Genomic DNA, 25,711 nt, shown 5'->3' with positions numbered 1-25,711 from the left:
ACCGGAGCCCCGACCATGTCGCTCGCCGCCGCCCCTCTCGCCACCGACGATCCCGTCCCCGCGCCCGCCAACAGCAACGACGACGCGTTCGCGCGCATCGCGGCGGCAGCCGATCGCGCGGCGCTGGCGATCCCGCCGGCCTGGCCGCTGGCCTCGAGCGTCGCGGTCAATCCCTTCCTCGGCCAAAGCGGCGAGGATCTCGCCACCGCCGGTGCGCGGCTCGCGCGCGTGGCCGGCGCCGCCGTCACCCTGCCGCGCGCGGCCTATCGCGCGAAGATCGAGGCCGGTGCAATCGCCGACGCCGACCTTCTCGCGGCCTGGACCAACGCGCCGCCGCATCTGCGGCCGGCCGATCTCGCGGCACTGAAGCAGGCGGCCGCGCGCGACCTGCCGCCGCCGGTCGCGCTGCCCACGGTCGCCGATCTCGCGGCCGACGTGTCGGGCATCGACTGGCCGGGGCTGATCGCAGAGCGCATCGGCGCCTGGGCAGCCGGCCATTTCGACGAAGGCCAGGCGCTGTGGGCCGCGCCGCGCAATGCAAACGGCGCCTATGCCGCGTGGCGCGCCGTGGCCACGCACGATCTCTCGCCGGAGATCGCGGGCCTCGCGGGCTTCGCGCTGCACGTCTCGCAAGTGCCCGTGAATCCGCTCAGGCTGATCGCGCGCGCGAGCGACCGGCTTGGCCTCTCCGACGCCGCGCTCGACACCTGTTTCCACCGGCTGCTGATGACGCTCGGCGGCTGGGCCCAGTATGCGCGCTACAAGAGATGGCAGGCCGAGCTGGCCGGCGGACGGGATGCGACGACCACCGACCTGCTGGCGATCCGGCTGGTCTGGGAGGAGGCGCTGTTCGCGCGCTACGCCCCGGCGATCGCGAAGCGCTGGGCGGAGATCGTCGTGGCGCATGCCGCGCCGGTCGCGCCCTCGCCCGACCTCGTGATCGACGCGATCCTGCAGGAAGCGGCCGAACGCGCCGCGCAGCGTGCGCTGGCCGCGACCCTGGCCGCGACCTTGGCCGCACCCGCGCCGACACCCTCTTCATCGCCCGACGCGCGGCCGGCGCTGCAGGCGGCGTTCTGCATCGACGTGCGCTCCGAGCCGTTCCGGCGCGCGCTGGAGAGTCTCGATCCCGGCATCCGCACCCTGGGCTTCGCGGGCTTCTTCGGCATCGCCACCGCGCATCGCCGCTTCGCTTCCGACGTCGAGGAACTGCGGTTGCCGGTGCTGCTGGCGCCGGCGCTGCATTCCTGCGCGGGCGGCGCCGCCGACGCGGAGGCCGACCGCTCGGCGCGGATCGCGGCGCGGGCCAAGCGCGCCTGGGGCCGCTTCAAGCTCGCCGCCGTCTCGTCCTTCGCCTTCGTCGAGGCGACCGGGCCGCTGCATGTCGGGCGGATCCTGAGCGATGCGCTGGGCCGCGTCGCGGCGACGCCCGACGAGCCCGCGCCGCGCCTCGTGCCCGCTCATGCTCACGGTGACGGGCACGCGCACGATCACGATGCCGCGCCCGATCTCGCGGCGCGCATCGATGCGGCGGAGAAGATCCTGGGCGCGATGTCGCTCGCACCGCCCTTCGCGCGGCTGGTGGTGCTGGCGGGTCATGGCGCACGGCTGGTCAACAACCCGCATGCCAGCGCCCTGCAATGCGGCGCCTGCGGCGGTTACTCCGGCGAGGTGAATGCGCGCCTGCTGGCCGCGCTGCTGAACGACCGCGACGTGCGGGCAGGCCTCGCCACGCGCGGCCGCGCGCTGCCCGACGACACGCTGTTCGTGGCCGCACTGCACGACACCACGGCAGACGGCATGACGCTCTACGAGGATGCGCCGTCCGCGACGCATCGCGCCGACCTCGCGCGGGCGCGCGCCTGGTTCGAGGCGGCGGGCACGCTGGCGCGCACCGAGCGTGCGCTGCGGCTGCCGCGGGCGGGCAACGCGGCCGCCGTCGCCAGGCGCGGCCGCGACTGGTCCGAGACGCGGCCCGAATGGGGGCTGGCGGGATGCAGCGCCTTCATCGCCGCACCGCGCACACGCACGACGGGACGCTCGCTGGGCGGCCGCGCCTTCCTGCACGATTACGACTGGCAGCAGGATACGGGCTTCGGCGTGCTGGAACTGATCCTGACCGCGCCGGTCGTCGTGGCGAGCTGGATCAGCCTGCAATATTACGGATCGACCGTGGCGCCCGGCCCGTTCGGCGGCGGCAACAAGCTGCTGCACAACGTCACCGGCGGCATCGGCGTGGTCGAGGGCAATGGCGGGCTGCTGCGCGCCGGCCTGCCCTGGCAGTCGGTCCATGACGGCGAGGCCCCGGCGCACGAGCCGCTACGCCTGTCGGTCTGCATCGAGGCGCCGCGCGAGGCGATCGCGGGCGTGCTCGCGCGTCACGACGCGGTGCGCGAACTGTTCGACAAAGGCTGGCTGAACCTGTTCGCGCTCGACGGCGACGGGCGCATGGCCTGGCGCTATGCCGGCGGCCTGCGGTGGACGGCGATGGATCCGGTTGCCGGCTGACGGTCGCGGATCAGTCCGGCACGGATGCGACGATGGCGGGCGAATCGAGCCAGGCGCGGGCCTTGGCCAGGTCGGTGAACACGCGGATCGGGCGCTTCGGGACGGCGAGGATTCCCAGCATGCGCGCCACCAATTGGTATCTCTCGTCACGCACGACGACGGCGAGAGGCCCGAGCCGGGGCGTGTTGGCGTGCATGTCGCGGAAGCGCACGCCGACCGCGAGTTGCTCCGCATCGGTCAATTGCGACTCGCCCCGGCTGCCGTCGAACAGCTTGCGGTAGCCTTCGAGCTTCAGGGCCGTCGTCACATCCAGCAGGCGATGGAGTTCGGCCAGTTCGATGGGTCCGTCGGCGACCATCGCAAGGAGCTTGGCCTTCGAATCGATGGTCCAGTGGAGCGGCATTCGGGCGGTTGTCCCTGACGATCAGTTCGGAAGCTAACAGAGGCCGTGCCGGAGGCAATGAAGATTGCGCACCAGTAGTGCATATAGCGCGGATGACCTCGCCCGATTGCGGTGCCGGCGTCGATTGTTCCCGCTCGCCGGGTGCAACCTCTCCGTCCCCAATGCGTCGTATCGAACGGAGCGCCCTTTCGATCCCCGAGGTGCGCAACGCGTAGCGAGCCCGCTCCCTTCCCAAACACACACCTCGGGAGCGGGCTCGAGTTCCCCTGCAGCTAGAGCCCACCCGCCATGCCCCGGAAGCTCAAGGCCTTCATGACCTCGGCGGGCTTCTTCGATCTCGCGGTCGCCGCCCCCTCGATGAAGGCCGCGCTCGCCGCCTGGGGCGCCGACAGCGATCTCTTCCACCAGGGCTTCGCCCGCGAGACGCGGGACGCGAAAATCGTTGCGGCCACGATGGCCCGGCCCGGCCTCGTGCTGCGCCGGCCCGTCGGCACCGACCAGCCCTACGGCGAGACCGCCGAGATTTCCGAGCGCGCGCTGGTCGGGCACGGCCGCAGGAAGATGGCAGCGAGGACGAAACCAAAATCGAAGCCGAAGACCGAAAACGCTGCCCCGAAGCGTCCCGCTTCGCGCACCGCCGCCGCCGATCGTGCCGCCGCCCTCGCCTACGAAAGAGAGGAGAAGCGCCGGGCGCTCCAGGAGCAGCGCGAGAAGGGAGAGCGGCGCCGGGCGGCGGCCCGCCGCGAACGGGCGGTTGCGGCGGCCGAAGAGGCGCTGCGGCAGGCCGAGGCGGCGCACGATCGGACGGCCAGCGGGCTCGACCGGGAACGAGCGGCCCTCGACCGGCGGACGGAGGCAGAGGCGCGCCGCTGGTCGCGGGAAAAAGACCGGTTGCAAGAGGCCCTGCATCGGGCGCGGCGGTACTAGCATTCTTCATGCATTTTAAAATGATTGTGAATTTGTCTTCACCGATGATGCAATCACTTTAGGTCTGTTGTACAGCCTGATCATGTCGTTGCACTGGACCATCGATCCCCAAGCGCGCCTCTTCCACACTGTCTGTGAGGGCAATGTCGAAGGGCACGAGGTCCATGCCATGCTCGACGCGATGCTGGAGGCGCGGGCGCTGGGCTACCGCAAGCTTTTCGACGGCACGCGCGGCGAGACCCGCATGGGCGCGATGGAAATCACCGACATCGGCGTGCGCATGCGCAGCCTGCACAAGGGCGATGTGGAACTTGGACCGCTCGCGGTCGTCATTACAGACGACAAGTACGTGCTGCTCGGCCGCGTCCTCGGCATGCTCGCGGCGCCGCGGCGGCCGATGCGGATCTTCAAGACCGCCAAGCAGGCCTATCGCTGGTTGAACTCGCCCTCCATCCTCGCCAGCCTTCCCGAGCCCGTGTCCTGATCTCTCCGTTGCCGATTTGGCAGGGGATCGTTGCAGTGCAGACGTAACCTCGATCGGGGAGATCATTCGGTTGCGGCGGGAGACAATCTCCCGTCGGTCTCGCTGCGGCTCTTGGAGGACCATGTCGGGACACGCAAGAAGGACAAGCTGGGCGAGCTGCTCTCCTTCGGCTATCCGACCGCCAAGGGCCTGATCCTCAAGGACGGTACCCTGACCGACCACAACGTCTGATCCGGGACGACGAGGCCGCGACCTTCACCGGTCGCGGCCGGTCTCAGAATCTGACTCGAAACGAATTGAATCGATTCATGCACTGGCCTCATCCTGAGGAGCGCCGAGAATTGGCGCGTCTCGAAGGATGGGCAACAGGCAAGGTGCGCGTTCCCACCAAAGCGCGGGGGTTACCCCGCGCGATCGAGACACGCTCCTGCGGAGCGTTCCTCAGGGTGAGGTCATTGGGGGCATTTCACAGCCTGTCGTTCGAGCTGCTTCAGTGCGAATCGGACTCTCAGAAGGCCCGCGCCTCGGCGCCGCCCGGCTTCGGACTGAGCATCAGGACCACGGCCCCGAGCACGGCCGAGACGAGCGAGCCCAACAGAATGCCGATCTTGACGCCGTCCTGCAGGGCAGCGTTGTCGGGGAAGGCGAGCAGGCCGATGAACAGGCTCATCGTGAAGCCGATGCCGCAAAGCAGCGCCACGCCCAGCACATGCGACGGCGCCGCGCCGACCGGTGCCGCGGCCCAGCCGAGCTTCACGGTCGCGCGCGCCGTGCCGTAGACGCCGACCACCTTGCCCATGACCAGCCCGCCCGCGACGCCGAGCGTCAGCGGATCGATCAGGGCGCGCGCGTCGAAGCCGGCCAGCGACACGCCGGCATTGGCGAAGCCGAAGATGGGAATGACGACGAACGGCACGACCTTGGCCAGCGCGTGCTCCAGCCGATGCAGCGGCGAATCGACCCCGCGTTCGTGACCGCCTCCCGTCGCGCGGGTGAGCGGAATGGTGAGCGCGAGGGCCACGCCCGCGACCGTCGCATGGACGCCCGACAGCAGCACCTGCAGCCACAGCACCGCGCCCAGCATCAGATAGGGCCACAGCGCCCGCACTTTCATCCGGTTGAGCGTCAGCAGCGCCACAACCACGGCGGCCGCGCCACCCAGCGCGGCGAGATCGAGATTGCCGGTGTAGAAGACGGCGATGATCAGCACCGCGCCGAGATCGTCGATGATCGCGAGCGCGGTCAGGAACACCTTCATCGAGGCCGGCACGCGGTTGCCGAACAGCGACAGCACGCCCAGCGCGAAGGCGATGTCGGTCGCGGTGGGAATCGCCCAGCCGCGGATCACCTCGCCATTGTTCCAGTTGAACCCGGCGAAGATCAGCGCCGGCACCGCCATGCCGCCGGCGGCGCAGAGGCCGGGCAGAATGCGCCGCGACCAGGTCGAGAGCTGGCCGTCGACGATCTCGCGCTTGATCTCCAGCCCGACCAGCAGGAAGAACACCGCCATCAGCGCATCGTTGATCCAGTGCGAGACGCTGAGCGGCCCGACATAGGTCTTGAGCGCGGCAAAATAGGTGGGGGCCAGGGCCGAATTGGCGACGATCAGCGCCAGCGCCGCGGCCACCATCAGCACGATGCCGCCCGAGGCTTCGTTGTCGATGAAGCGGCGCAGCAGGGTCGAACGCACGTGGGGATTGCGGGTCATGGGTCTCGCACGGAAATGGGCCCGCTGGCGGCCCGACCTGCGCTAGTCCCTGCCAGCACCGATGTGCGGACACCCGCGTTTCTTGTGGCCGATGTGGCGCCACAGGGCAACAGGAACCGGCGGGCGTGTCCGCGCGATTTCCCCGGCTTCAATTGTCCGCCTGCTCCCAGGCGAGTGCGAGTTCCCGCTCGAGGCCCTCGCCGTAGCCCAGCACCGGATGTCAGCGCGGTTGCTGCAAGGGTACCGATCGATCTGCACGCACGTTGTCATCCCGAGCGCCGCGAGGGACCCTTATCGGTAGCCTGAAGGTCCCTCGCTCACGCTCGGGATGACAATTTTTCCCTTGCCGACATCGCGCGCCATTATACCCCGACAGCCCTGCGGGACAGCGAGGCGCCCTTTACATCAATCGACCGGATCGAGCGGCCAGATCGGGCGGCGGAGTTTGGCGTAGGTGAAGCGCGAGGCGTCAGTGGAGCAGAGGCCGCCCGCATCGACCAGCAGGACCTGGCGCGCGATCGGCTCGAAGGCGGCGCGGAAATGCTGCGAGCTCTTCACCACCAGCACGTTTTTCCGCAGCGGATCGATGCCCTGGCTCAGGAACACCTGCAGGTCGATCGTGTGCATGCGCGTCGAGGTGGTGACGACGTCGATGCCACCCGCGCTGCCCTGGCCGCCCAGTCGCAGCACCGCGGTCGGTCCCAGCGCGACCTGCACGCCGGCATTCATCGGCCCGTCGTTGCGGAAGTTGCCGTCGGAGAGGTGCATCACCTCCGCCGTCGCCTGCACGGGCGCGCCGAGCGACGGATCGGTATGGCCGCCCAGCGCCACCTCGATGCGCGCGCCGACACCCGCCTTCAGCGCCTGCCGCACCGTGCCGGGATCGTAGATCGTGCCGACCGCCACGTTGGGGATACCGGCCTCGAGCAGCGCGCGCAGCAGGTTGGGTGCGTCGTTGTAGCCGCCACCGCCCGGATTGTCGGTGCCCTCGGCCAGCACCAGCGGCCGGTCGCCGCCGGCGCGTGCCGCCTCGACCGCCTCGGCGATCGAGCGATAGGAGGAGGAGAATTCGGTGCGCCGCGCCCACATCTCGTCGATCAGCGAGCGGGCCGCCGCACGCGCCGCCTCCTCGGCGCCGGGCTCGTGGCTCACCGCGATGGACGGTCCCGCCCACGGGATGTCGGACCAGGTGAAGCCCACCTGGATCGAGACGACGTTGAGGCCCGGTTGCTTTTCGAAGGCTTCGGCGCGTGCCAGCAGGTCGCGCATGATGCCGGGCTGCGTCGTCCGCCCGTAGTCGGCGCCCTTCAGCATCGCGGGCTGCACCAGCAGGCAGCGCGGATGCTTGCGGCCCTTCAATGCGTCCTCGACCAGTTGCGCGGCCTGCACCGCGCGCTCGTAGCCGTCGATGTGCGGATAGGTGCGATAGCTCACCAGCGCGTTGGCGTTGCGCGCCATGCGCTCGGTCGCATTGGCGTGCAGGTCGAGCGTCGCCACGATCGGCACGTCGGGGCCGACGACGACGCGCAGCGCCTCCAGCAGCGCGCCCTCGGCATCGTCCTCGGTCTCGCTCACCATCGCGCCGTGCAGCGACAGGCACACCGCATCGACGTTGCCGCTGCGTGCGGCATCGACGATACGCCCGCTGATGTGCTCCCACGCTTCGCGCGTGAGCGGGCCCGAGGGAATCGTGTTGGCCGCGATCCCCCATACCGGCGTCCAGCCGTGCAGCTTCGCGGCATCGATGAAGCCGCCCAGCTCGTTCCGCGTGCCGGTGAAGTTCGGCACGATCGCCTCGCCTTCCACGAGACGCTGGCGGCGATAGTCCTCCAGCGTCGTCGACAGTTTCGAGAAGGTGTTGGTCTCGTGCATGAACTGCGCGATCAGGACCCGGCTCGCCATGGCGCTTCTTCCCGTCCCTATCGCTTCTCGACGTTCCAGAAGACCGTCACCGGCGAGGTGACGTTGCCGGTGACGGCCTTGCGGCGCGCCATCGCGCTCGTGTACTGGCCGAGGAAGGCGTGCGTCGGCACCTCGGCGGCGCGGAGCTGGATCTTCTCGACGATCTGCTTGCGCTTGCCCTCGTCGGGCTCGTCGGCGAAAGCGCTGCGCAGGCGCACCAGTTCCTCGTCGCAGGGCCAGCCGAACGGGGCCTTGTCGCAGGTCGCCACGATGAAGCCCAGCGCCAGCGGATCAAGCGCATCGGGCGCCGAGGTCGAGGTGATCAGCACGCTCCAGCCGCCCTTGTCCGGCGGATCCTTCTTGGCGCGGCGGGCAACCAGCGTCTGCCAGTCCATTGACTGCATGTCGACCTTCATGCCGGCCTTCTCCATCAGCGACTTGGCGATCGGCGCCATGTTGGCCAGCGCATAGAGATCGGTGGAATGCAGCAGCACGGCGGGCGTGTTGTCGTAGCCGCCCTCGGCCAGAAGCTGCTTCGCCTTTGCGAAGTTGCTCTCGTACTTGTCCTCGAAGCCCACGTTGGTCTCGTAGGGACCGCCGCAGATGAACATGGCCTTGCAGACCTGATAGTATTCCGGCTCGCCGATGACGCCCTCGAGGAAGTCCTTCTGATTCAGCGCGTAGAGCATCGCCTGCCGGATCTTGGCATTGTCGAACGGCTTGTGGAGCTGGTTGAAGCGATAGATGTACTGGTTGCCCCACTTGCTCGGGTTGATCAGCTCGGCGTTGCGATCCTTCTTGATCAGCGGATAGAGATCGTGCTGCGGCGCCTCGATGATGTCGATCTCAGCCGTCTGCAGCGCGTTAACCGCGGTCTGCTGGTCGGGCATGGCGATCCATTCGACCCGATCGACCTTGGCCACCTTTCCGCCCGCGAGGCCCGAGGCGGGCTCGGAGCGCGGCTTGTATTTCGGGTTCTTCACATAGACGGTCTTGTCGCCGGGCTTCCACTCGTCGGCCTTGAAGATGAACGGACCGGAACCCACGAACTCCTTGATCTGGTCGTTGGGCGAGGTCTCGGCCACGCGCTTCGGCATGATGAAGGGATTGCCCGAGGGCTTGGACAGCGACTGCAGCACGACGCCGGTCGGGGACTTCAGCACGAGCTGGAAGGTCTTGGCATCCACGGCCTTCGCCTCGGCGAGCTTGGACCACAGGATCTGGCCCACCGAATCGCGCACCGCCCAGCGCTTCAGCGAGGCGATCACGTCCTCGGTCGTGACCGGCTGGCCGTCGTGGAACTCGAGCCCGTCGCGCAGGGTGAAGGTCCAGGTGAGATTGTCGGGGGTGACGCTCCACGTCTCGACCATCTGCGGCTTGATCTTCAGGTCGCTATCGAGCGCGAACAGCGTGTCGTAGACCATGTAGCCGTGGTTGCGCACGATGAAAGCCGAGGTCCAGATCGGGTCGAGGATCTTGAGATCGGAATGCATCACGACCCGCAGCGTCTTCGGCTGCTGCGCCACGGTCTCGCCCGGCAGCACCAGCGCCGAAGCCGTCGCCACGGCCGCCGCCGCCAGCCAACCCAGGACCTTGCGTCTCGCCATCGCCCTCTCCTCTTCACACACGATGAAGATGCTGGGGCCACAGGCCGACGCTGTGAAATTCATTCGTCCCGAAGGTTCATTCCTTCATCTCATGAACTCGTGCCAGGCACCGCGCGTCATCTACCGGCCGAGTGTGAGGAAGTATTCTGCCACCCGTTCGTAAGCCGCCGGCGTGGGGTGATACTCGTATGGCGGGGCGATCAGATAGGCGTCGCTATAATCGGGAATGATCTGGCGGATCGTATGCACGCGCAGGCCTTGCGCGGTCAGCCGGGCGATCACGCCTGCGGTCGTGCCATCCCAGGTGAAGACGTGGAAACGGATGCCGGGGTAAAGCCGCTCCAGTTCACGGGACGCTTCCGCGATCAGCGCTGCCGCCAGTTCCTCCTCTTCCTCCTCCGTCAAGCGATTGAAGCCGATCAGCTCACGCCAGCTCCTGCCGACAGTGTTGAAGTTGCCCTCTCGCACCGGCCGTCCGTTGTCGTCCACGACGAAGAGCGGACCGAACCTGTCCCATTTCCCGCGCCCGGCGGCGCGGGCGGTGTGGGCCGGAATGAACAGATAGACGGCATCGGTCGGCTTGCAGTTTATCACGCGCTGGAAACGGCCCGATTGGAGTCCGGCGAGGAACTGGTGCGGTCCCCAGCCGCCGATCCCCAGGCTCTTGACCTCGACCTCTCCCCGGCTCCGGGCGACGATCTGCGCCGCCGAAGTCTCGTCGTCGTCGACACCCTCGCCGAAGGTGAAGGAATCGCCGAACTGCAGCAGGCAGCGCAGCGCGCCCTCCACTTTGGGCACGACGCGAAAGCGATCGGGGCCGGTCGTGTAAGAGGCGTCGTAGATGACGCGCGAATCCAGCAGCCTGCGGGCGGTGACGTGCTTGTCCGGCTGCGCGATGAAGCCCACGTCCTCGATGCCCTGGTCGTAGAATCCGTTGACGAACGTCCCCTCCATGCGGAGCCGGTCGCTCTGGCCGTCCACGAAGTCGCTGTTCTTCCACGCGCCGAAGGCGAGCGCCGCAACGACGGCCGCGACGAGGCTGATCGCCCCCGCCAGAACCCAGCTCTTCATTCTTTCGAGGATCAGCGCCGGCCTCGATCGCCGCGGTCGCCCTGACCCGGCTTGCTGACCGTCCTGGCCTTCTGGCGACGATCGGACCTCAGGGACCCGCTGACGTCGACGACCTCCTTGAAGGAAGTCCCGCGCTCGTTGCGGCGAACGAACAGCTTGTTCGTGCCGGTGTCGATCAGTTCACGCCGGTTGGCCGACTTCGCGGCGCCCTCGCGCTTCGCCGGCTTCACGCTCTTCTTCTTCGCTGCCTTCTTTTTCGCTGCCTTCTTTCGTGCCGCCATGCCGTGTCTCCGTGTGGGATCGACCACAACGGCACATCGCGCGAGGAGTTCCACGCGGAGGCATCGTGAAACGCGATCGGCGGACGGTTGGCGCCCTGGAGTCTTTTCGAGCAGACGTTAGTCACACCCAACCTCATGCCGGGGAGCGCTCCCTCTCGAGTACCTTGGGGTAAACGCAGGAGCGCGTCTCGAAGCATGGACACGAGGACAACGTTCGTTGCCTGTCCGTCGAGACGGCCCTTCGGGCCTTCTCAGGATGAGGTGGTGCGGTTACGCGGCGACAGGAGACCGAAAGCCTCTAGCGCAAGGATGCAAGCCGCGCCGAGAGCACGCCCGCGATCAGCCGATTGCCGCGCGCGTTCATGTGGATGGGCCCGTAGAAGCGGCGCGGCTCGGGCTCGGCGGCGAGGCGGGAAAAGGTGTCGAACGTCGAGAGGCCGAGCGCCGCGGCGCGCTGCAGCAGCGGTTGCAGCACGCGACGCTGCGCCTCTGCCGCGCCACCGCCTGCCCAGACCCGGACGTCGTACTGCGCCAGCAGCAGGATGCGCACGCCTTCCGTCCGTTGCAGCGCCGCCAGCCGGTCGACCAGCAGCCGGCTGATGGATGCTCCCGCGCCTGGGGGATGCACGCGCACCGAATAGCCCGTGAGATGCTGCAGCCCCGGCGGCAGGCCGATGAGGATCTGCTCCAGAATGCGCCGCAGGGCGACCGGCAGAAGCGCGCGATCCGGCACCGGCACGCCGCGCGGAACCAGCCGGTCGTGCTCGACGTCGAACCAGGGCTTGTCGTGCCACCACAGCCGCCGCATTTCGGTTCGCCGCACGTCGTCGGCGATCAGGCCGACGATCATCACGTCCGGCCGGTGCCGGGCCGCCAGCCGCTCGGCGCGCAGCACGGTCTGGTCGAAGCCATAGCCGCTCACGCCGCCGTTCAGAACGCGATGCCCGATCAGGCGCTGGAGCTGCGCGGGCCACGCGTCGAGGTCGCCCACATGCTCTCCGTACGTAAAGGAATCGCCGACCGCCAGCACGAGAGGTGAACCGGCGGCGGCCGCCACCTCGCCCGTGAAACGCAAGCCGTCGGCGTCGATGGTGACGGCGCCGCCGTCCCGCACATGCCCTCTCACGCCCGGGCGGGGGACGTAACCGAGTTCGACGTCGTGGACATGCAGGACCTTGTCGGCCATGGCGCTACCGGCGTCAGGCGTCGCGCGGCGCCGGCGAACCGGGCTTCGGCGAACGCGGCTTCGGCGGTTCCGGCGCGGAGGTCCAGTCGACGCCTTCCATCGTGCGCAGCAGCGCCTTGGCGGCCATCGCGTCGGCGCCGTTTTCGCCCAGCCAGGTCGACCAGGCGGGATCGCCGTCCTCAAGGATCGCGGGCATGCGCGGATCGCCCTCGCCGCTCTTGATCGTGCGGCGGATCAGTTCGTTGGCCGGCACCGTGGCCATGACGCAGAACAGCAGCGGCGCGGGCTGGCCCTCGATCGCGTAGCGCCGCCACACGAAGGCGAAGCCGCGCGGCTGGCCGTCGCGCGGATCGATCGTCCACTGCTTCGTCGCGGTCGCGCCCGAAGGCTTCGTCACCTCCTCGCCCTCGTTGAAGGTGCGGAAGACGACGATGCCGCGCTGGCCGGCATGGAACGGCGTGCGGAACGGCTCCTTCTGGTCGATCGTCTCGGAGCGCGCATGGATCGGCCGCGGGCGTCGCCAGTCGCGCGGATCGGGAAAGCCCCAGCGCATCGGCACCACGCGACGCTGGCCGGCCTCGGCATCCCACACGATCACCGGCACCGCCGCGCCGACGCGATAGGTGACGATGCCGTCCTCACCGGTCGTCCCCCCACCGTCACCGTCGCCTCCTGCGTCGTGCCCACCGTCCGCGGAGAGCGGTTGCGAGAAGGCGACCACCTCGCGCCACGAAGCCTGGGCCGTGAACTTGCCACACATGCCGCCACGCTAGCATCGCTTCCGCCGCCCGCGCCATCGCGGCCCGGCGATCGCGCGGCCCGCTGCAGATTCCTCTCTACGCCCGTCTTCTCAGGATCGCGTAGCTGAACCGCTGTTCCGTCCCCCAGGGTGTCCGGTGCGTTTCCAAGGCTTCGTTGGTCAGGCTGAACGCGGGGCCGACGCGCGCCGCCAGCGTTGCAGGGCTGTAGCGCTGTACCGGAAGGCCGCTGCACTTGTCGGGACCGTCCAGCGCGAACGTCGCCATGATGACAATGGAGCCCGCCGATGTTCCTGCCTCCAGGGCCGAGAGGTAGGCGGCCTGACTGTCCGGCTCGGTGAGGAAGTGAAAGACCGCGCGATCGTGCCAGACGGCAAACGCGCGGGACGGGCGCCACTGGGTGATGTCGGCCGCGATCCACGCGACCTTGCCGGCCTCTCTCCCGAGCCGCGTCCTGGATTTCTCCAGGGCAGCTTCGGCCACATCGAGAACCGTCAGGTCCGTGTAGCCCCGGGCGATCAGGTCGTCGACCAGCCGCGATGCACCGCCCCCGATGTCGACGATCGCCGACGCACGATCGGGCATCGCCGATTCGATGAGTTCGAGAGACCGCACCGAGTGCGGCTGAAACCAGCTCACGGCCGTATCAGCCTTCGTCGAATAGACTTCTTCCCAATGGCTGCGCGTGCCGCTCATGGGTGCCTCCTTTCATCCGGCGACACGCGCCAGAAGCCGGCCAACCCTGCTGCCAATCGGGGGCGACTGCCAGCCCAATCCATTTTGCCGCCGGCGCCGAGAATGCGGCGTTTGAGCGAAGGGCACCGGCAGGGCAAGGTGTCGGCGCGCGCCGGCGGCCGGTGCTGGAGAAAGACACATGCGGACCCTCGGCAACATCCTGTGGCACATCCCGTTCCTCGGGTTCCTGACGGCGGCCTTCTACTGGCTGCTCGGGCTGGTGCTCACCCTGCTGGTCGTCACCGCGCCGCTCGGGCTGGGGCTGATGGAGTTCGGCAAGTTCCTGCTGGCGCCATTCGGCAACGAGATGGTGAGCAAGGCCAGCCTCAACGTGAAGCAGAACCCGGTGTGGGAAGCCTATTCGACGATCGTGATGATCCTCTACCTGCCGTTCGGCGTGCTGTTCGTCATCCTGAACGCGATCCAGGTGTTCGCGCTGTGCTTCTCCATCGTCGGCATCCCGGTCGCGCTGGTGATCGCCAAGTCGCTGGGCACGGTGCTCAACCCGGTGAACAAGGTCTGCGTCCCCTCCGCCGTCGCCGAGGAAATGGCCCGCCGCAACGCCGCCGTCGAGATCGACCGCCGGCGCGGCTGACGCGGCGCCGTAGCCCCTCGTCGTCGCAGGGTTACTCATAAGAGTTAAGGGTCCCTCGCTTACGCTCGGGATGACAATTTTGCCGGGATTGGCGCAGTGCGCCGACCAAACAAGTGGTGTCATCCCGAGCGTGAGCGAGGGACCTTTCACTTTCTTCAGAACGCCATCCACCCTGGCCCTTTGTAGGGAGAGGAGAACGATTCCTGTTCTTCCGGAATGACCCTATCGCGCGGCCAGCGCGGTCGCGCGCAGGCGCGGCCAGTCGCGTGCCCAGCAGCAGCGATGGTCGAAGTCCGGCTCGACGATCAGTGTCGCCGATGCGCCGAGCTTGTCGACGGCCGAGGCGACCGAGGCGACGGGCACGACCTTGTCTTGCCGTCCGGCGAACGCGACCGTGCGCACCCGCGAGAGGCGGTCGATGCGGTCGAGCGGCAGCGGCGCGCCGTCGAGCGGCGACACGCCCAGGCGGCGCGTCCAGTCGGCCACGTCGAGCGGCGCGGCCACGGTGACGAGCAGCGCCACGTCGCTGCGTCGCGCCGCGACGAGGGATGCGATCACGCCGCCGCCGGAATAGCCCACCAGCACCAGCTCGCGTCCGGGATGGCGCAGGCGCTCGCGCGTCACGACATCGTCGACCGACGCCACGACATCGGCGGCGAAGCGGCCGGTCGTCCACGCGCGCACGCTACAGCGTGGATCGGCGCGGCCGGCCGCGAACTGACAGGGCCGCGCGATGTAGAGGACGGCGGGTCCGGGATCGGCGGCGGCGAGGCGCAGCGCGACCGGATCGGCCGGCGTCGGATCGGAGGACGGGGTGCGCGCGTCGAGATAGGCCAGCCCATCGCCCTCGACATAGACGAACAGCGGGCCGGGCCGTCCGTCGTCGCGCCGCCAGGTCTGCAGATCGAAGCCCGCGCCGGTCGACGTTGCCGCTTCAAGACTCGCCGCGCGTGCGATCCCCGCGGCGGTCTCGTCGCGCCCTGCTCCGCCGGTACTGCAGGCGGACACCGTCGCGGCGAGCGCAACGAGTGCCGCGACGACAGCCGCTGAAGGAAGCCCGATCGGAATGGCCGCTCAGAAGCGCAGGTTGAGGCGCACGCTGCCCGACCACGACGACAGCGCGTAGCGGCCGATCGAGTTGTAGCCGCCGTCGATCGAGGCCCAGAGCGCGTCGCTCAGCGGGACGGTCGCGCCCGCGCCCACGGTGCCGCCGGTGTAGCCGTTGGCGCCGCTGCCGGTCGGTGCGTAGAAATCCTGCTCGATGGTGGCGCGGATGTAGGGCTGCCACTTGTCGAGCGGCAGGCTGATGAAACCGCCGGCCGAGCCGCGCGTCAGCGCCGTGGTCTGGCCGGGCACGACGACGAGGTTGCTGTCGGTGTAGCCGTAGCTGTTGATCGGCGAGTAGAGGATCGAGACCATCGGCGCCAGCACCACGGCGCCGACCTTGTAGTAGCCGTTCAGCCCGCCCTGGAAGTTCCACTGGCTGCTGGCGTAGTTGGCGCGATAGTTGAAACCCGAGTTGGTCATCGCGTTGGTGCCGGCGCTGAAGCCCGCCATCGCCGAGACGTTCCAGTGCTCGTCGAGCTGGTAGCCGGCATAGGCGGTGACGCCGAAGGTCGAGTTGGTCGAGGCGAAGCCGCCGCTCAGCGTGCCGCTCGAGCCCTGCCATGCGCCGCTGAGGCCGAGCAGCAGCTTGGGCGTGATCTGCTTCTGCACGCCGAGCTGCGCGCCGTAGCTGCCGATCGAGTAGCCGCCGGTCGCCAGCGTGTTGGTGGCCTGGCCGCCGCCGGTCTGCGCCCAGACCTGCCAGCTCATCGGATCGTCGCCCGCCGACACGCCGCTGTGCAGCGGCGCGAGGCCCGAGGTCGAGCGCGGGCCGGGCAGCGACGGTCCCATCAGCGTCTGCTGGATCACCGAGCTGATGCCCGGCAGCGTGACGTAGGCGGTGGTGTTGGTCTGGCTCTGGATGCCGCTGCTGACGGCGGTGCTCTGCGCCGTGGTCGAGGGCGAGACCGGCGCGGCGACGGTCGTCGTCCCGGGCGAGAGCTGCGCGTGCGCCGGAGAGGCCAGCACCGCACCCGAGGCGAGCGCCGAGAGCGCGATCAGTTTCTTACTCATTTGATGTCCTATGGTTGCTTTTTCTTGGAGCCGAGGAAGAGGATGCGGCCGACCGCCTCGCGGTCGACGCTGGCGGCGGCGATGGGCTTGCCGTCGCGCTTGACGTCGGTGACGGGCGTGCCGTCGCCCCAGTCGACCAGCGCGCCGCTGCCGTCCTTCGCCATCGAGATGCGGACGCGCAGCGTCTGGGCCGTCGTGTCGGGCGCGTAGATGTGCTCGACGAGATGCAGCCGGTCCTTCTCGCCGACGCGCGGCGGCCGTCCGCCGGCGTTCAGCGCCTCGACGGCGGCGCGCGGCTCGACCGGCAGCAGCAGCGCCACCTTGACCGGCGGCCGCGGCGGCTCGGCGATCGGCAGGCCCAGCCTGATCTCGCGGATGCCCGGCTGCAGCGGACCGACGTCGAAGGTGCCCTTCTCGCCGATCTGGGGCGGGGGCGGATCGTCCTTCGGCGGATCTTCCCAGGGCGGACGGTCGCGCGGCGGATCGTCCTTCGGCGGATCGTCCTTCGGCGGATCGTCGAGCTCGACGATCTCGATGATGGGATCGTCGGGCGGCGGGTCGCCTTCGGGCAGGATCTCGGTCCACGGATCCTCCGGCGGCAGATCGGGCGGCGGATCGGGATCGGGCGGCGGCGCGCACTGCCACCACGGGGTGCAGGGGTCCATCTGGATGAACCCCATCTTCTCGAACTTGCGCACGAACGAGACCGTGCCGATCGTGTCGACGGGTCCGCGCCCGCCTCCCACATTCACCGGCCAGCCGTCGCGCACCGTGTCGACCGGCGGCGTGCCGTCGCCCCAGTCGACGATGGTGCCGCCGCCGGTGCGCGGCACGGTGATGCGGGCGCGAATGTCCTTCTTCGGGTCGGGCCGCACATAGGTGTGCATGACGAGATTGCCGCGCGGCCCAGCGCCGGGCGCGGCGGGAACGACCAGGCTGACGGTCACGCTGGGCAGACGCTTGGTGCCGGTGGGCAGCGCGCGCTGCAGGTCGGCGAGCGGGAGCGCTATGTCGCGCACGCCGGGCGCGAGCGGGCCCAGCGAGAACTGGCCCTTGCCGTCGGTGCGGAGCGGTGTGCGGTTGCCGCCCTTGTCGTCGGTGCTGACCAGCGGCACATCGCGCGCCGGCCGCAGCCCCTTGCTCGCCGAGACCAGCGCCGTCGAGCGGGTCACGGACGGAACGGCCGGCGCGGCGACCGGCGCGGTTCCCGTCGTCGTTGTCTTTGTCGTCGCCGGCGGGCGATCGCGCGGCGCCGGCTGAACGGGTGTGGACTGGACGGGCGCGGGCGGAACCGGAGCTTGAGGCTGGACGTCGCTGCCGGAGGCCGAGCCGGTGCGCGGCGCGATGCCGGCCGGCGCGCCGGGCTGCAGGCCAGGCGCCACCGGCACCACGACCGGCGGCGGAGGTGGTGGGGGCGGAGGCGGCGGTGCGACGCGCGGTTGGGGCGCCATGCCGCCACCGCCCGGTCCCATCGGGCCCTGGGCAAGCGCCGGCGATCCCAGCAGGCCGAGGCCCGCCGCGAGCAGAGGCAGCAGGCGGCCCCGCGATCCGCGATTCACTTGACGGTGTACCTTCCCCCGCCGGTACCGCCGTAGCCGTTGGGCGTAGTCCCCGGGTTCGTCTCAAATCTGCCGCCCCCGGTGCCGCCGACGCCGTTGATCGGATCCTGTTTCAGGTTCGTCTGAAATCTGCCGCCCCCGGTGCCGCCGATACCGTTGGTCGGGTTACCGGGGATGTTGGTCTGGAACTTGAGGATGACCGTGTCACTTGCCTTGGCGACCGTGAAGGTGCCGATCTCGCTGCCCACCGGGAAGTCGGTGCGGGAGGCCGGCGTGCCGTTGACGAAGGTCGTCATGCTCACCGTGCCGCCCGGCACAATCGGCAGCGCCACGTCGTAGGTGCCGGGCTCGAGCTGCCTGAAGGTCGTCTGCCCGCTGCCGTCGGTCTTCGCCGTCGAAATGGGACCGGCGCCCGACTGCTTCCGCACCATGACGTTGACGCTGGGGATCGGGTTGTTCGAATTGTTGGCCACCGGATTCGCGGGACCGGCCTGACCGCCGGGCGTCGCGAGTCCTCTCTTGATGTCAACACTGCCGGTATTGACCTGGCTTCCGCCGGACGTCGTGAGCTTCTTGATGTCCGTCTGGGCATCCTGATCGATGTGATCGCGGTTTGAGGTGCTGGTCGCGCTGCGCGTCTGAGGTTGGGGGACGGGCTGGGGGATCGACGGCGCGACGACCGGCATCGGGGGCGGCATTTGCGGCGTCACGACCGGCGCCTGCGGCGTCATCGTGGGAGCCTGCGGAGCCGCCGGGGCGACGCGCGGCTGGGGCGTCATCGCCCCGCCGCCCGGTCCCATCGCGCCCTGCGACAGGGCGGGCGACGCGGCAAGCGCGAGGCCCGCGGCCAGGAGTGTCGAGAGACCGGCAGCAGCACGCCGCGAGGCGCACGATGCCCCTGGAGACCTTTTACCCATGCGCATCGCAGCCTCGCTCGAATTGAGATCGACGGTCAGGTCCGCAGCAAACTTGGGAAGGTCGTTGCCCGCAGAGTACCGATCCCACGGCTTCAGATCTCAACGGTAGGCAAGCTGACAAAGCGAGTTTTTGCAGAAACCATGAAACCGCACAAGGAACGCGGGCAAATCCGCACTGCCGCCTTCCGCGTCGCGATGTGCAGGGACCGGCTGAAACCCGCGCTGGCAGGTGCGGACTCATTGGTCCGGCATTTTGTCGTTTTCGTCCTGCCGGCGGCGACTGGTCGCTGCTACACTTGCCGTTACCCCGATTTCGCTCGCGCGTAGCGCCGGAACATGCCGCTCCACTGGACCGCACAATCCAATCCGCCGCTCGTCACCATCGTCGCCGAGGGCGATGTCACGAAAGCAGACGTCGAGGAGGTCCTGGCCTTTCTCGTCCGTGCCGACCTGGTGCGATGGCGCAAGCTGTTCGACGCACGCAACGGCCAGGGAAGATTGACGCCAGAAGACGTCGAGGCGATCGGCGTCCGCATTCGCGAGGCCACCCGCACTCAGGATGTCGGCCCGCTGGCCTTCGTGATGCCCACCGGCGCCGAGAAGCCGGAGCTGCGGCGGATGCTCGGACTCGTCGCGGCCGCGCCACGACCGATGCGGCTTTTCCGCCGGATCGCACCGGCGCGCCGCTGGATCCTGAAGACGGAAGCCTGAAAAGAAAAAGCCCGCCTTGCGGCGGGCTTCGTCTCGTCGGGTTAGAGTCTGTCCGCTTCAAGTCAACCCGCGCACCTCATCCTGAGGAGCGGCCGCAGGCCGCGTCTCGAAGGATCGGCAACGGACGTGGTGCTCGTGCCCATGCTTCGAGACGCGCTCCTGCGGAGCGCTCCTCAGCATGAGGTTGGTGTTGGTGATTCTATCCTACTCGGAAAGACTCTAGCGGTTCTCGGACTGGCCGGGCTTCTGGCCCTGACCCTGGCTCTTGTCCGAACCCTGCTGCTTGTCGCCCGGGTTCTGCTTCTGGTTCTGCTGCTGCTCCTTCTGAGCCTGCTCCCGCTGCTGGTTCGGGGTCTGGTTCTGGTTCGGAGTCTGGTTCTGATTGTTGTTGTTCAAGGAAATCTCCATCCGATGTGCGCGGCCGGGACGGCGGCGCTTGTACCGAAGGAACGGCCCTTTCGACGAACCGGTTGCCCACTGTCGCAAAGATGAGTCGCAAAGATGAATCGTGGCACAGGGTCCGCCACCGGACCGACGCGGCGGCATTCTTTCTCACACCTCGCGCAGGCGCTTCACCCGCTCGCGGCCCTTCTCGATCGCATCGCCCACCGTCCCGCGCGGCGTCGCATCGGGTGCGGGACGTTCGCCGTATTTCCCCGGCGCGATGCGCGCGACGTACCACTTGATCGCATCGACATAGAGACGGCGCGCGGTGGCGTCGGCCGGCGTGGCCTCGCGGGCGACGCGGATCGCATCCTCGGCCAGCGCGTCGGCCAGCGTCGCGCGCGCCAGCGCATAGCGGCTCCGGAACGCGCTGTTCTCGCGCAGCCATTGCCGGACGGTCCCGGCCAGCGGCATGCGCCGCGCGCGACAGACTTCGTGCAGCAGATTCCCTTCGGCGATGCGACGGCAGATCTCGGCCGCCAGCGCATCCGTGAGGCGCACCGGACGGTCGTCCATCACCCTGGCTCCCCCCTTGGCTCGCCGGGCGCCGCTTCGGCGCGGCCGGCCACCTTCCGGCCGAGGCGGCGACGGTTCACGCGCATCAGCGCGACCGTGGCGGCGCGCGACTGGCCGGGCGACAGCCCCGCCTCCCGGCGGCGCCGGCGGATCAGGTCGGGATGACGCGCCATCGCCCCGGCGATCTCGCCGTCGGTGCAGCCCGCGGCCACCAGCCGCCGCAGCCGCGCGGCATCGTCGGCGCTCCAGGGACGGCCGCGACTCATGGCGCGCCTCCCGCCCGTGCCCGATGTGTGGTCGCGATGTCGTTCGGCATGTCGCTCCTCCGCGCGGCCTTGTCGTCGCCGCAAACGCGCGCCACCGTCGGCGCATGAAAAGATCCGTGCTTCTCCCGCTCGCGCTGGCGCTGTTCGCCGGCCCCGCGCTCGCGCAGACCAAACCGGCGACACCGCCCGCACCGCCGGCCGCTGCGGCGAAGCCCGCCGCCTGCGCCAGCGCCGGCACGCTGCCGCAGAACTGGTCGGGCCAGGCCTATGCGATCGACGGCGAGCAGCTGGGCGGCGTCGGGCTGAAAGCGCCGCTGAAGCTGTGGGGACTGCAGGCGCCGGCGCTGCGCGACGCGGCAAAGGCCGAGACGGTGGGCGGCATGCGCGCGCGCGCGACTCTCGAGGACCTGCTGGCGCGCGCCGACCACAAGGTGAAGTGCCGCATCGCCCGCTTCGATTCCGACTGTCGCCTGGTGGCGCAATGCGCGCTCGACGAGGCGCAGCCGGTCGATCTCGGTGGCGCGATGCTGGCCTCGGGCGTGGCCTGGGGCCACGAGCTGGAGGACGCGCTGGCCTGGGAGCCGCGTGCCAGCCAGCGCTACGCCGATGCCGAGTTCGAGGCCCGCAAGGCGCGCAAGGGCATGTGGCCGGCCTGGCTCGGGGAAAAATGACATTGTCCCGAGCGGTGTGAGGATACCCCCCTCGACTCCACCGCCGACCGGTGCTTGTCTGGATGCGGGGATTGGGGAATCCGCATGACATTGGGAACGACCACGGCCGGGGACGGCCGTGTCGACGCATCGACCGACACGCCGGCCGGACTGCGGCCGCCTACAACCTTGGGTCCTGCCGCCGGCTGGCGCGACGGGATCAAACGCATCGCCGCGCCGGCGAGCCTGGGCCTCGTGGCGGGCTTCTGCCTCGCCGTGGCGACCGGCGCCACGCATGCCGGCGGCGACGTGCGCACCGCCTTCCTGCTGACCGGGGCGGCGATCCTCGTCACCGGCATCAGCGTGTTCAGCAGCTGGGCGGTCGGCCAGTGGACCGACCACGCCCGCCGCCGCCGTCGCGCCGCGGTCGCCGGCCTGCATGTCGCGCGCCTGCGCACGCTGCTGCTCGAACTGGAGACGCTGGTGACGAATCCGCGCTTCGCCGCCGATGGGCTGCAACCGGGCACGCCCTGCTTCGAGGCGGCGCGCAGCGTTCTGCGGCGCATCGGCGACGCGGGCGAGGTCACTGCCGACTTCGAGGACCTGGTCGAAAGTCTCGAAGATCTCGACATGCTGGAGCGCGCGCGCTGGGCGTTCCAGACCGCCCGCACCCGGTTCCGCCCGCCCGAGGCCGCCGCGCAGGATGCCGGGGCGCTGGCCCGCTGGCTCGACGTCACGCTGCGCGACGAGCCGGTGCGCGAGACTCTGGTGCCGCTGATCCATCATCTCGAAGCGACCGAGCGTCACCTCGCGGCCCGCGCCGCCGGCTGAGCCGCGGCCGCCAGCGCCGCATCGACCGCGCGCTCGACGTCGCGCTCGGCGATGCCCAGTTCGCGCGCCCGGTCGGCCAGCATGTCGCGCGTCGCCAGGCGCGCGGCCCGCGCCGAGAAACCGGCCTCGCGCTCGAAGCCCAGGCAGTCGCGCGCATCCTCGACCAGCAGCGGATGCGCCGGCGCGGTCGCGGATGCGCGGCGCTTCATGTCGGTGCGTCGCATCACGTCCACTCCGGCGGGATCAGGGCTTCGAGCCGGGCCAGCGTGTTGGCCGTCGGGTTCCAGCCGGGACGCGCGGCCAGCCGCAGCGTCTTCTCGTCGACCCCGGCGCGGGCCGCGACCTCGCCGCGCGGCATCATCGTGGCGGCGAGCCAGCGGCGGACACGGGCGACGGCGAGGGTCGTGGGTGAGGTCATGGCCCGAAAGCATATCCGGATTCTTTTCCTACACAAGACGGATTCCGGAAAAAACTCCGCTCGGATTCTATTCCTGACTCTGGCATAGTGCGGGCATGGCCTTCGATGCCAACCAGCGCCGCCGCGCACTCCGCCGCTTCATGGAGGGAGCCGGCCTCAACGTCGCCCAGTGGGAGACCCTCTCGGGCCTCGGCGACGGCACGCTGCGCAAGTTCCTGGACGATCCGACCGGCGCCAAGACGCTGACCGACAAGACCTATTCGAAGCTGGCCGCGGGCGCGGCGCGCAAGACCGGCCGCGCCGTCGGCGTCGCCGAGCTGCAGGGCGAGACCGCCGACGAGAGCGTGGGTTCTGCAAGCGGGGCGATCGGCGACATCGCGGGCAACGTCGCGCCCGCCTTCGACGCGCCGGCGCGACCGATGATCGGCCACATGCTGCAGGACGTGCCGCTCTACGGCACCGCGATGGGCGGCGACGGCAACGGCGAGTTCGAGATGAACGGCACGGTGATCGACCATGTCGCGCGCCCGCCGGGCATCCAGGGCCGCGGCGACGTATTCGCGCTGAACGTGGTGGGCGATTCGATGTGGCCGTGGCGCAAGCCCAACAGCCTGATCTACGTCGAGCGCGACCGCGCGCCCAGCGTCAACGACCATGTCGTGGTCGAGTTCAGGCCGATCGCCGGCTCCAGCGTGCGCCAGACCGTGGTGAAGCTTCTGGTCGGCCTCTCCGGCAACCGCCTCAAGCTCGCCCAGTACCGCCCTGCCAAGGAATTCGAGGTCGACCGCAAGACCGTCTTCCGCGTGTACCGCGTGCTGGAGTGGGATGAGTTGATGAAGGGTGGGCGATAAAGGAGGCGAGCAAGGCTCGCCTCCTTTATCGCCAGTTAGCGTCAGGGCTGAGCTGAGCAAAGCTCAGCCCGTTAGCATCAAGACATTGCGCGGCAATGTCCGGGAGCGTCGGTGAAAGAACGACCACCCACGCCCCCGTCATCCTGAGCGAAGCGAAGGATCTCCCGCCCGCCCGAGAGTCTGCCGAGCGCCTCGCAAGGCCCTTCCCAGCGCTCCGGACGACGGAACCAAATCCGGACTTGCATCCGGATTATCCTTGAAAAATCCGGACTCCAATCCGATACTGTCCGGATGCCCGACAGTCTCTCCCCACACCCAAAAGAGACCGTCACCGACCTCATCCGCCGCCACCGCCGTCCCCTCCCCGCGCCCGCCTTCGCGACCGGCGCCGACGATCCTGCCGCCGCCAGGAGAAGCTGGCGCGCCCGAGCCGTCGCCGCCTGTCACGCCGAGATCGCCCACCGTAGCCGCGACTTCACCCGCGTCGAACGCACGCTCGGCCTCACCTTCGACCGCTGGCTCGAACCCGACTGCGAACAACTCGGCCAGTTCCCCCACGAAGCCCACGCCGGCACCGCCCTGGTTTGGCTGTCACACCTGCAAACCCACGAAGGCGAGAAGCGCACGCCGTGGAATGGCGTGCCCTTCAAATGCTGGCGGGAACCCGAGCGTCAACGCTGGATAGCCAAGCGTCACAAGCTGTGGAGCGGGTTCGTGGGCCAGGTCGAGCGCTATCGACAAACGCGTAGAACACCAAACGGATCAATTTCTTTGCAAAAAGCGCAAAGCTTTGACGAGATTTTTAGTCGCCATGCTCACGAGAGCAATGACGCGCGTCGGGAATCGAATAAAGCACGCCCAACGCGCGTCGCTACTTGCCTTACTTCTTCGAACGTTTTGCCGGCGGCCGATCAGGCCGTTGAGTCAGCACAGACGCCCCAAGACTCCTGATTTGAGCGTTGGACAGTGAAGCAGGCTTCGTCATCGCTTTCGATGCAATGGTTCCAAGTTTTGACGAGGACTTCTCGTTCTTAGTCATGATTGTTTCTCTTAGTGATGGGAGCGAGATAGAAGTAGGTGGCGGCCTTAGTCGCCACCTTCCGGTTCCTTTCTCGCAATGCCCTTCAAAAGCGCACATGCGAAATCGCGTTCAAGATTCACTCTCCTAACTATGTCGAGTTCATCTTGTCGCGGGTCTCATCTTGCTTTGCTAGATGAGCGCCCGATGATGTAAGAGTCCGCCATGTACTTGGCCTAAGCTGAGTACATGGCGGATATGTAAGTCTTATGGTCTTCTCATATCCGCACTCTCCATACGGGCTGCGTGTTCGTTGGGGGTTCTGCCCTTGGTGCTGCTGTGGAAGGTTCGCACCTTGGACACTCGATCGAGCGGCGGCCTAACGGCCGCCGTTTCTTTTTGCGGCTAGCGCTTTCCTTGTTGATAGGCTGGAGGCGCGAGATGCCATCGCGAGTTGCGTGTTTCGATCTTCTCTTCAGCTCGCAGAACCATCAGAGCCTGCTTCAAAGTGCTCTCACTAATTGGACTGGCGAGATTGAGGTGATGAGCGATTAGGTTCCTGATGTCGTTCCGACTGAGGCCCCTATCGTCGTTTTGAGTAATGAGCTCATGCACCGCTACTCGCACACGTCCCTTCTGTATGCGGCGGCCCGACGCCCGCGCCGCGCGTAGCCTAGGAGTCGCCAGGGGCCTTGAGGCGGACGGCTGCTCCACGCTCTCCCAAGCTGTCTCAATCAGTTGCGGTAGGGCAGCCTTCAACGCAGCTAGGAAGGCCGCTCGGAATTCAGGCGGTGAGGGCATAATAACCTGCGGTACATTATTTTTCCTACGGTACATTATTTTTCTTGGCGCATACAAGCACGCCGGCAGGTACCGTGCAACCGCCATGAAACCGAACGATTGTGAATTCAACTAATCAATTGATTTTAAATAATAATTTCCAATTGACGATTTTTGTCAGGACCAAAGCTGACAGGGCTACTTTTGGGAACGCAGTTTCGATAAGCGGATGCCCCTCACGGGACCATAACTTCCAATCCTCTTTTGCAGGTGACGATCATGAGTGAAGGAGAAGAGAAGCTGCTGTTTGCACTGGCGCGCATGGTCGACCAGTACCTCCGCACATACGACGGAGAATGAGACCGCGATGGCACGCTGGACAGTAGGGCCATGGGCGCCGACGAGTCCGCCATTCTTGCGCTGGTTGAATACGGGATGATGGAAGACGCCACCGAGAATCGAATCAT

28 protein-coding genes are annotated in these 25,711 nt (G+C 68.3%); 10 read left to right on the top strand and 18 right to left on the bottom strand.

The window, feature by feature from the left end:
* Positions 1–15: 15 nt before the first annotated feature.
* Entirely contained in the window at positions 16–2,508 is a 2,493-nt protein-coding gene (locus tag KQ910_RS12785) for a YbcC family protein (protein ID WP_216960542.1), read from the top strand.
* Positions 2,509–2,518: 10 nt separating this feature from the next.
* On the opposite strand, the gene KQ910_RS12780 is transcribed toward KQ910_RS12785, so the two are convergent.
* Entirely contained in the window at positions 2,519–2,911 is a 393-nt protein-coding gene (locus tag KQ910_RS12780) for a hypothetical protein (RefSeq protein ID WP_216960539.1), read from the bottom strand.
* Between the two features lie 288 nt (positions 2,912–3,199).
* Between KQ910_RS12780 and KQ910_RS12775 the strand changes: the two genes are divergently transcribed.
* The 3 genes from KQ910_RS12775 (at position 3,200) to KQ910_RS12765 (ending at position 4,553) form a co-directional block, all read left to right on the top strand.
* Positions 3,200–3,838 carry a cell envelope biogenesis protein TolA gene (locus tag KQ910_RS12775; protein WP_216960536.1) on the top strand — a complete coding sequence of 213 codons (639 nt, stop codon included), beginning with the start codon at positions 3,200–3,202 and terminating at the stop codon, positions 3,836–3,838.
* An 82-nt stretch (positions 3,839–3,920) separates the two neighbouring features.
* Complete coding sequence (locus KQ910_RS12770; RefSeq protein ID WP_216960533.1) at positions 3,921–4,322, top strand: hypothetical protein; 402 nt, start codon at positions 3,921–3,923, stop codon at positions 4,320–4,322.
* A 30-nt stretch (positions 4,323–4,352) separates the two neighbouring features.
* Positions 4,353–4,553, top strand: coding sequence for a hypothetical protein (locus KQ910_RS12765; protein ID WP_216960529.1), 201 nt, complete (start codon positions 4,353–4,355; stop codon positions 4,551–4,553).
* Between the two features lie 277 nt (positions 4,554–4,830).
* Here the strand turns inward: KQ910_RS12765 and nhaA are convergent, their stop codons facing one another.
* The 8 genes from nhaA to KQ910_RS12725 form a co-directional block, all read right to left on the bottom strand.
* Positions 4,831–6,030, bottom strand: a complete 1,200-nt coding sequence (nhaA, locus tag KQ910_RS12760; protein WP_216960526.1) for a Na+/H+ antiporter NhaA — start codon at positions 6,028–6,030, stop codon at positions 4,831–4,833.
* A gap of 405 nt (positions 6,031–6,435) precedes the next feature.
* On the bottom strand, positions 6,436–7,932 hold the full coding sequence (locus tag KQ910_RS12755; RefSeq protein ID WP_216960523.1) for a M81 family metallopeptidase: 1,497 nt from the start codon (positions 7,930–7,932) through the stop codon (positions 6,436–6,438).
* A 17-nt stretch (positions 7,933–7,949) separates the two neighbouring features.
* On the bottom strand, positions 7,950–9,539 hold the full coding sequence (locus KQ910_RS12750) for an ABC transporter substrate-binding protein (protein ID WP_216960521.1): 1,590 nt from the start codon (positions 9,537–9,539) through the stop codon (positions 7,950–7,952).
* A gap of 120 nt (positions 9,540–9,659) precedes the next feature.
* On the bottom strand, positions 9,660–10,610 hold the full coding sequence (locus tag KQ910_RS12745; protein WP_216960518.1) for an SGNH/GDSL hydrolase family protein: 951 nt from the start codon (positions 10,608–10,610) through the stop codon (positions 9,660–9,662).
* 11 nt (positions 10,611–10,621) lie between these two features.
* Positions 10,622–10,840, bottom strand: coding sequence for a hypothetical protein (locus tag KQ910_RS12740; RefSeq protein WP_216963812.1), 219 nt, complete (start codon positions 10,838–10,840; stop codon positions 10,622–10,624).
* A 349-nt stretch (positions 10,841–11,189) separates the two neighbouring features.
* Positions 11,190–12,077, bottom strand: a complete 888-nt coding sequence (locus tag KQ910_RS12735) for an SGNH/GDSL hydrolase family protein (RefSeq protein ID WP_216960515.1) — start codon at positions 12,075–12,077, stop codon at positions 11,190–11,192.
* A 13-nt stretch (positions 12,078–12,090) separates the two neighbouring features.
* Positions 12,091–12,837 carry an SOS response-associated peptidase family protein gene (locus KQ910_RS12730; RefSeq protein WP_216960512.1) on the bottom strand — a complete coding sequence of 249 codons (747 nt, stop codon included), beginning with the start codon at positions 12,835–12,837 and terminating at the stop codon, positions 12,091–12,093.
* Between the two features lie 76 nt (positions 12,838–12,913).
* The gene (locus tag KQ910_RS12725) at positions 12,914–13,531 is read right to left on the bottom strand and encodes a class I SAM-dependent methyltransferase (protein ID WP_216960509.1); all 618 of its coding nucleotides are present in this window, start codon (positions 13,529–13,531) and stop codon (positions 12,914–12,916) included.
* A gap of 178 nt (positions 13,532–13,709) precedes the next feature.
* Here KQ910_RS12725 and KQ910_RS12720 point away from each other — a divergent pair, with 178 nt between their 5' ends.
* Positions 13,710–14,165 (top strand): YccF domain-containing protein, encoded by a 456-nt coding sequence (locus KQ910_RS12720; protein ID WP_216960506.1) that lies wholly within the window; start codon positions 13,710–13,712, stop codon positions 14,163–14,165.
* 222 nt (positions 14,166–14,387) lie between these two features.
* Here the strand turns inward: KQ910_RS12720 and KQ910_RS12715 are convergent, their stop codons facing one another.
* From KQ910_RS12715 to KQ910_RS12700, 4 genes are all read right to left on the bottom strand, one after another.
* The gene (locus KQ910_RS12715; RefSeq protein ID WP_216960504.1) at positions 14,388–15,173 is read right to left on the bottom strand and encodes an alpha/beta hydrolase; all 786 of its coding nucleotides are present in this window, start codon (positions 15,171–15,173) and stop codon (positions 14,388–14,390) included.
* Between the two features lie 66 nt (positions 15,174–15,239).
* Positions 15,240–16,283, bottom strand: coding sequence for an autotransporter outer membrane beta-barrel domain-containing protein (locus tag KQ910_RS12710; protein ID WP_216960501.1), 1,044 nt, complete (start codon positions 16,281–16,283; stop codon positions 15,240–15,242).
* Positions 16,284–16,291: 8 nt separating this feature from the next.
* Positions 16,292–17,842: a hypothetical protein gene (locus KQ910_RS12705; protein ID WP_216960499.1), complete on the bottom strand. Its 1,551-nt coding sequence runs from the start codon at positions 17,840–17,842 to the stop codon at positions 16,292–16,294.
* Entirely contained in the window at positions 17,839–18,759 is a 921-nt protein-coding gene (locus tag KQ910_RS12700; RefSeq protein WP_216960495.1) for a carboxypeptidase-like regulatory domain-containing protein, read from the bottom strand. Before KQ910_RS12700 ends, KQ910_RS12705 begins: the two co-directional genes overlap by 4 nt.
* Before the next feature lie 336 nt (positions 18,760–19,095).
* Here KQ910_RS12700 and KQ910_RS12695 point away from each other — a divergent pair, with 336 nt between their 5' ends.
* Positions 19,096–19,470: a hypothetical protein gene (locus tag KQ910_RS12695; protein ID WP_216960493.1), complete on the top strand. Its 375-nt coding sequence runs from the start codon at positions 19,096–19,098 to the stop codon at positions 19,468–19,470.
* 219 nt (positions 19,471–19,689) lie between these two features.
* On the opposite strand, the gene KQ910_RS12690 is transcribed toward KQ910_RS12695, so the two are convergent.
* From KQ910_RS12690 to KQ910_RS12680, 3 genes are all read right to left on the bottom strand, one after another.
* Complete coding sequence (locus KQ910_RS12690; RefSeq protein ID WP_216960490.1) at positions 19,690–19,866, bottom strand: hypothetical protein; 177 nt, start codon at positions 19,864–19,866, stop codon at positions 19,690–19,692.
* A 156-nt stretch (positions 19,867–20,022) separates the two neighbouring features.
* Positions 20,023–20,430 (bottom strand): terminase small subunit-like protein, encoded by a 408-nt coding sequence (locus tag KQ910_RS12685; RefSeq protein WP_216960488.1) that lies wholly within the window; start codon positions 20,428–20,430, stop codon positions 20,023–20,025.
* Positions 20,430–20,696 (bottom strand): hypothetical protein, encoded by a 267-nt coding sequence (locus tag KQ910_RS12680; RefSeq protein WP_216960485.1) that lies wholly within the window; start codon positions 20,694–20,696, stop codon positions 20,430–20,432. Before KQ910_RS12680 ends, KQ910_RS12685 begins: the two co-directional genes overlap by 1 nt.
* Positions 20,697–20,812: 116 nt before the next feature.
* On the opposite strand from KQ910_RS12680, the gene KQ910_RS12675 reads away from it, so the two are divergent.
* Positions 20,813–21,367 (top strand): thermonuclease family protein, encoded by a 555-nt coding sequence (locus tag KQ910_RS12675; RefSeq protein ID WP_216960482.1) that lies wholly within the window; start codon positions 20,813–20,815, stop codon positions 21,365–21,367.
* Between the two features lie 84 nt (positions 21,368–21,451).
* Complete coding sequence (locus KQ910_RS12670; RefSeq protein ID WP_216960479.1) at positions 21,452–22,177, top strand: hypothetical protein; 726 nt, start codon at positions 21,452–21,454, stop codon at positions 22,175–22,177.
* Here KQ910_RS12670 and KQ910_RS12665 read toward each other — a convergent pair.
* Positions 22,150–22,401: a hypothetical protein gene (locus KQ910_RS12665; protein ID WP_216960477.1), complete on the bottom strand. Its 252-nt coding sequence runs from the start codon at positions 22,399–22,401 to the stop codon at positions 22,150–22,152. The genes KQ910_RS12670 and KQ910_RS12665 overlap by 28 nt on opposite strands.
* Complete coding sequence (locus KQ910_RS12660) at positions 22,401–22,595, bottom strand: hypothetical protein (protein WP_216960474.1); 195 nt, start codon at positions 22,593–22,595, stop codon at positions 22,401–22,403. Before KQ910_RS12660 ends, KQ910_RS12665 begins: the two co-directional genes overlap by 1 nt.
* 95 nt (positions 22,596–22,690) lie before the next feature.
* On the opposite strand from KQ910_RS12660, the gene KQ910_RS12655 reads away from it, so the two are divergent.
* Positions 22,691–23,446 carry a S24 family peptidase gene (locus KQ910_RS12655; protein WP_216960471.1) on the top strand — a complete coding sequence of 252 codons (756 nt, stop codon included), beginning with the start codon at positions 22,691–22,693 and terminating at the stop codon, positions 23,444–23,446.
* 291 nt (positions 23,447–23,737) lie between these two features.
* The gene (locus KQ910_RS12650; protein ID WP_216960469.1) at positions 23,738–24,397 is read left to right on the top strand and encodes a hypothetical protein; all 660 of its coding nucleotides are present in this window, start codon (positions 23,738–23,740) and stop codon (positions 24,395–24,397) included.
* Positions 24,398–25,711 lie beyond the last annotated feature (1,314 nt).

This window comes from Reyranella humidisoli, assembly GCF_019039055.1.
In the GTDB taxonomy this organism is placed as follows: Bacteria; Pseudomonadota; Alphaproteobacteria; order Reyranellales; family Reyranellaceae; genus Reyranella; species Reyranella humidisoli.
This window is presented reverse-complemented; position numbering and strand designations above follow the sequence as displayed.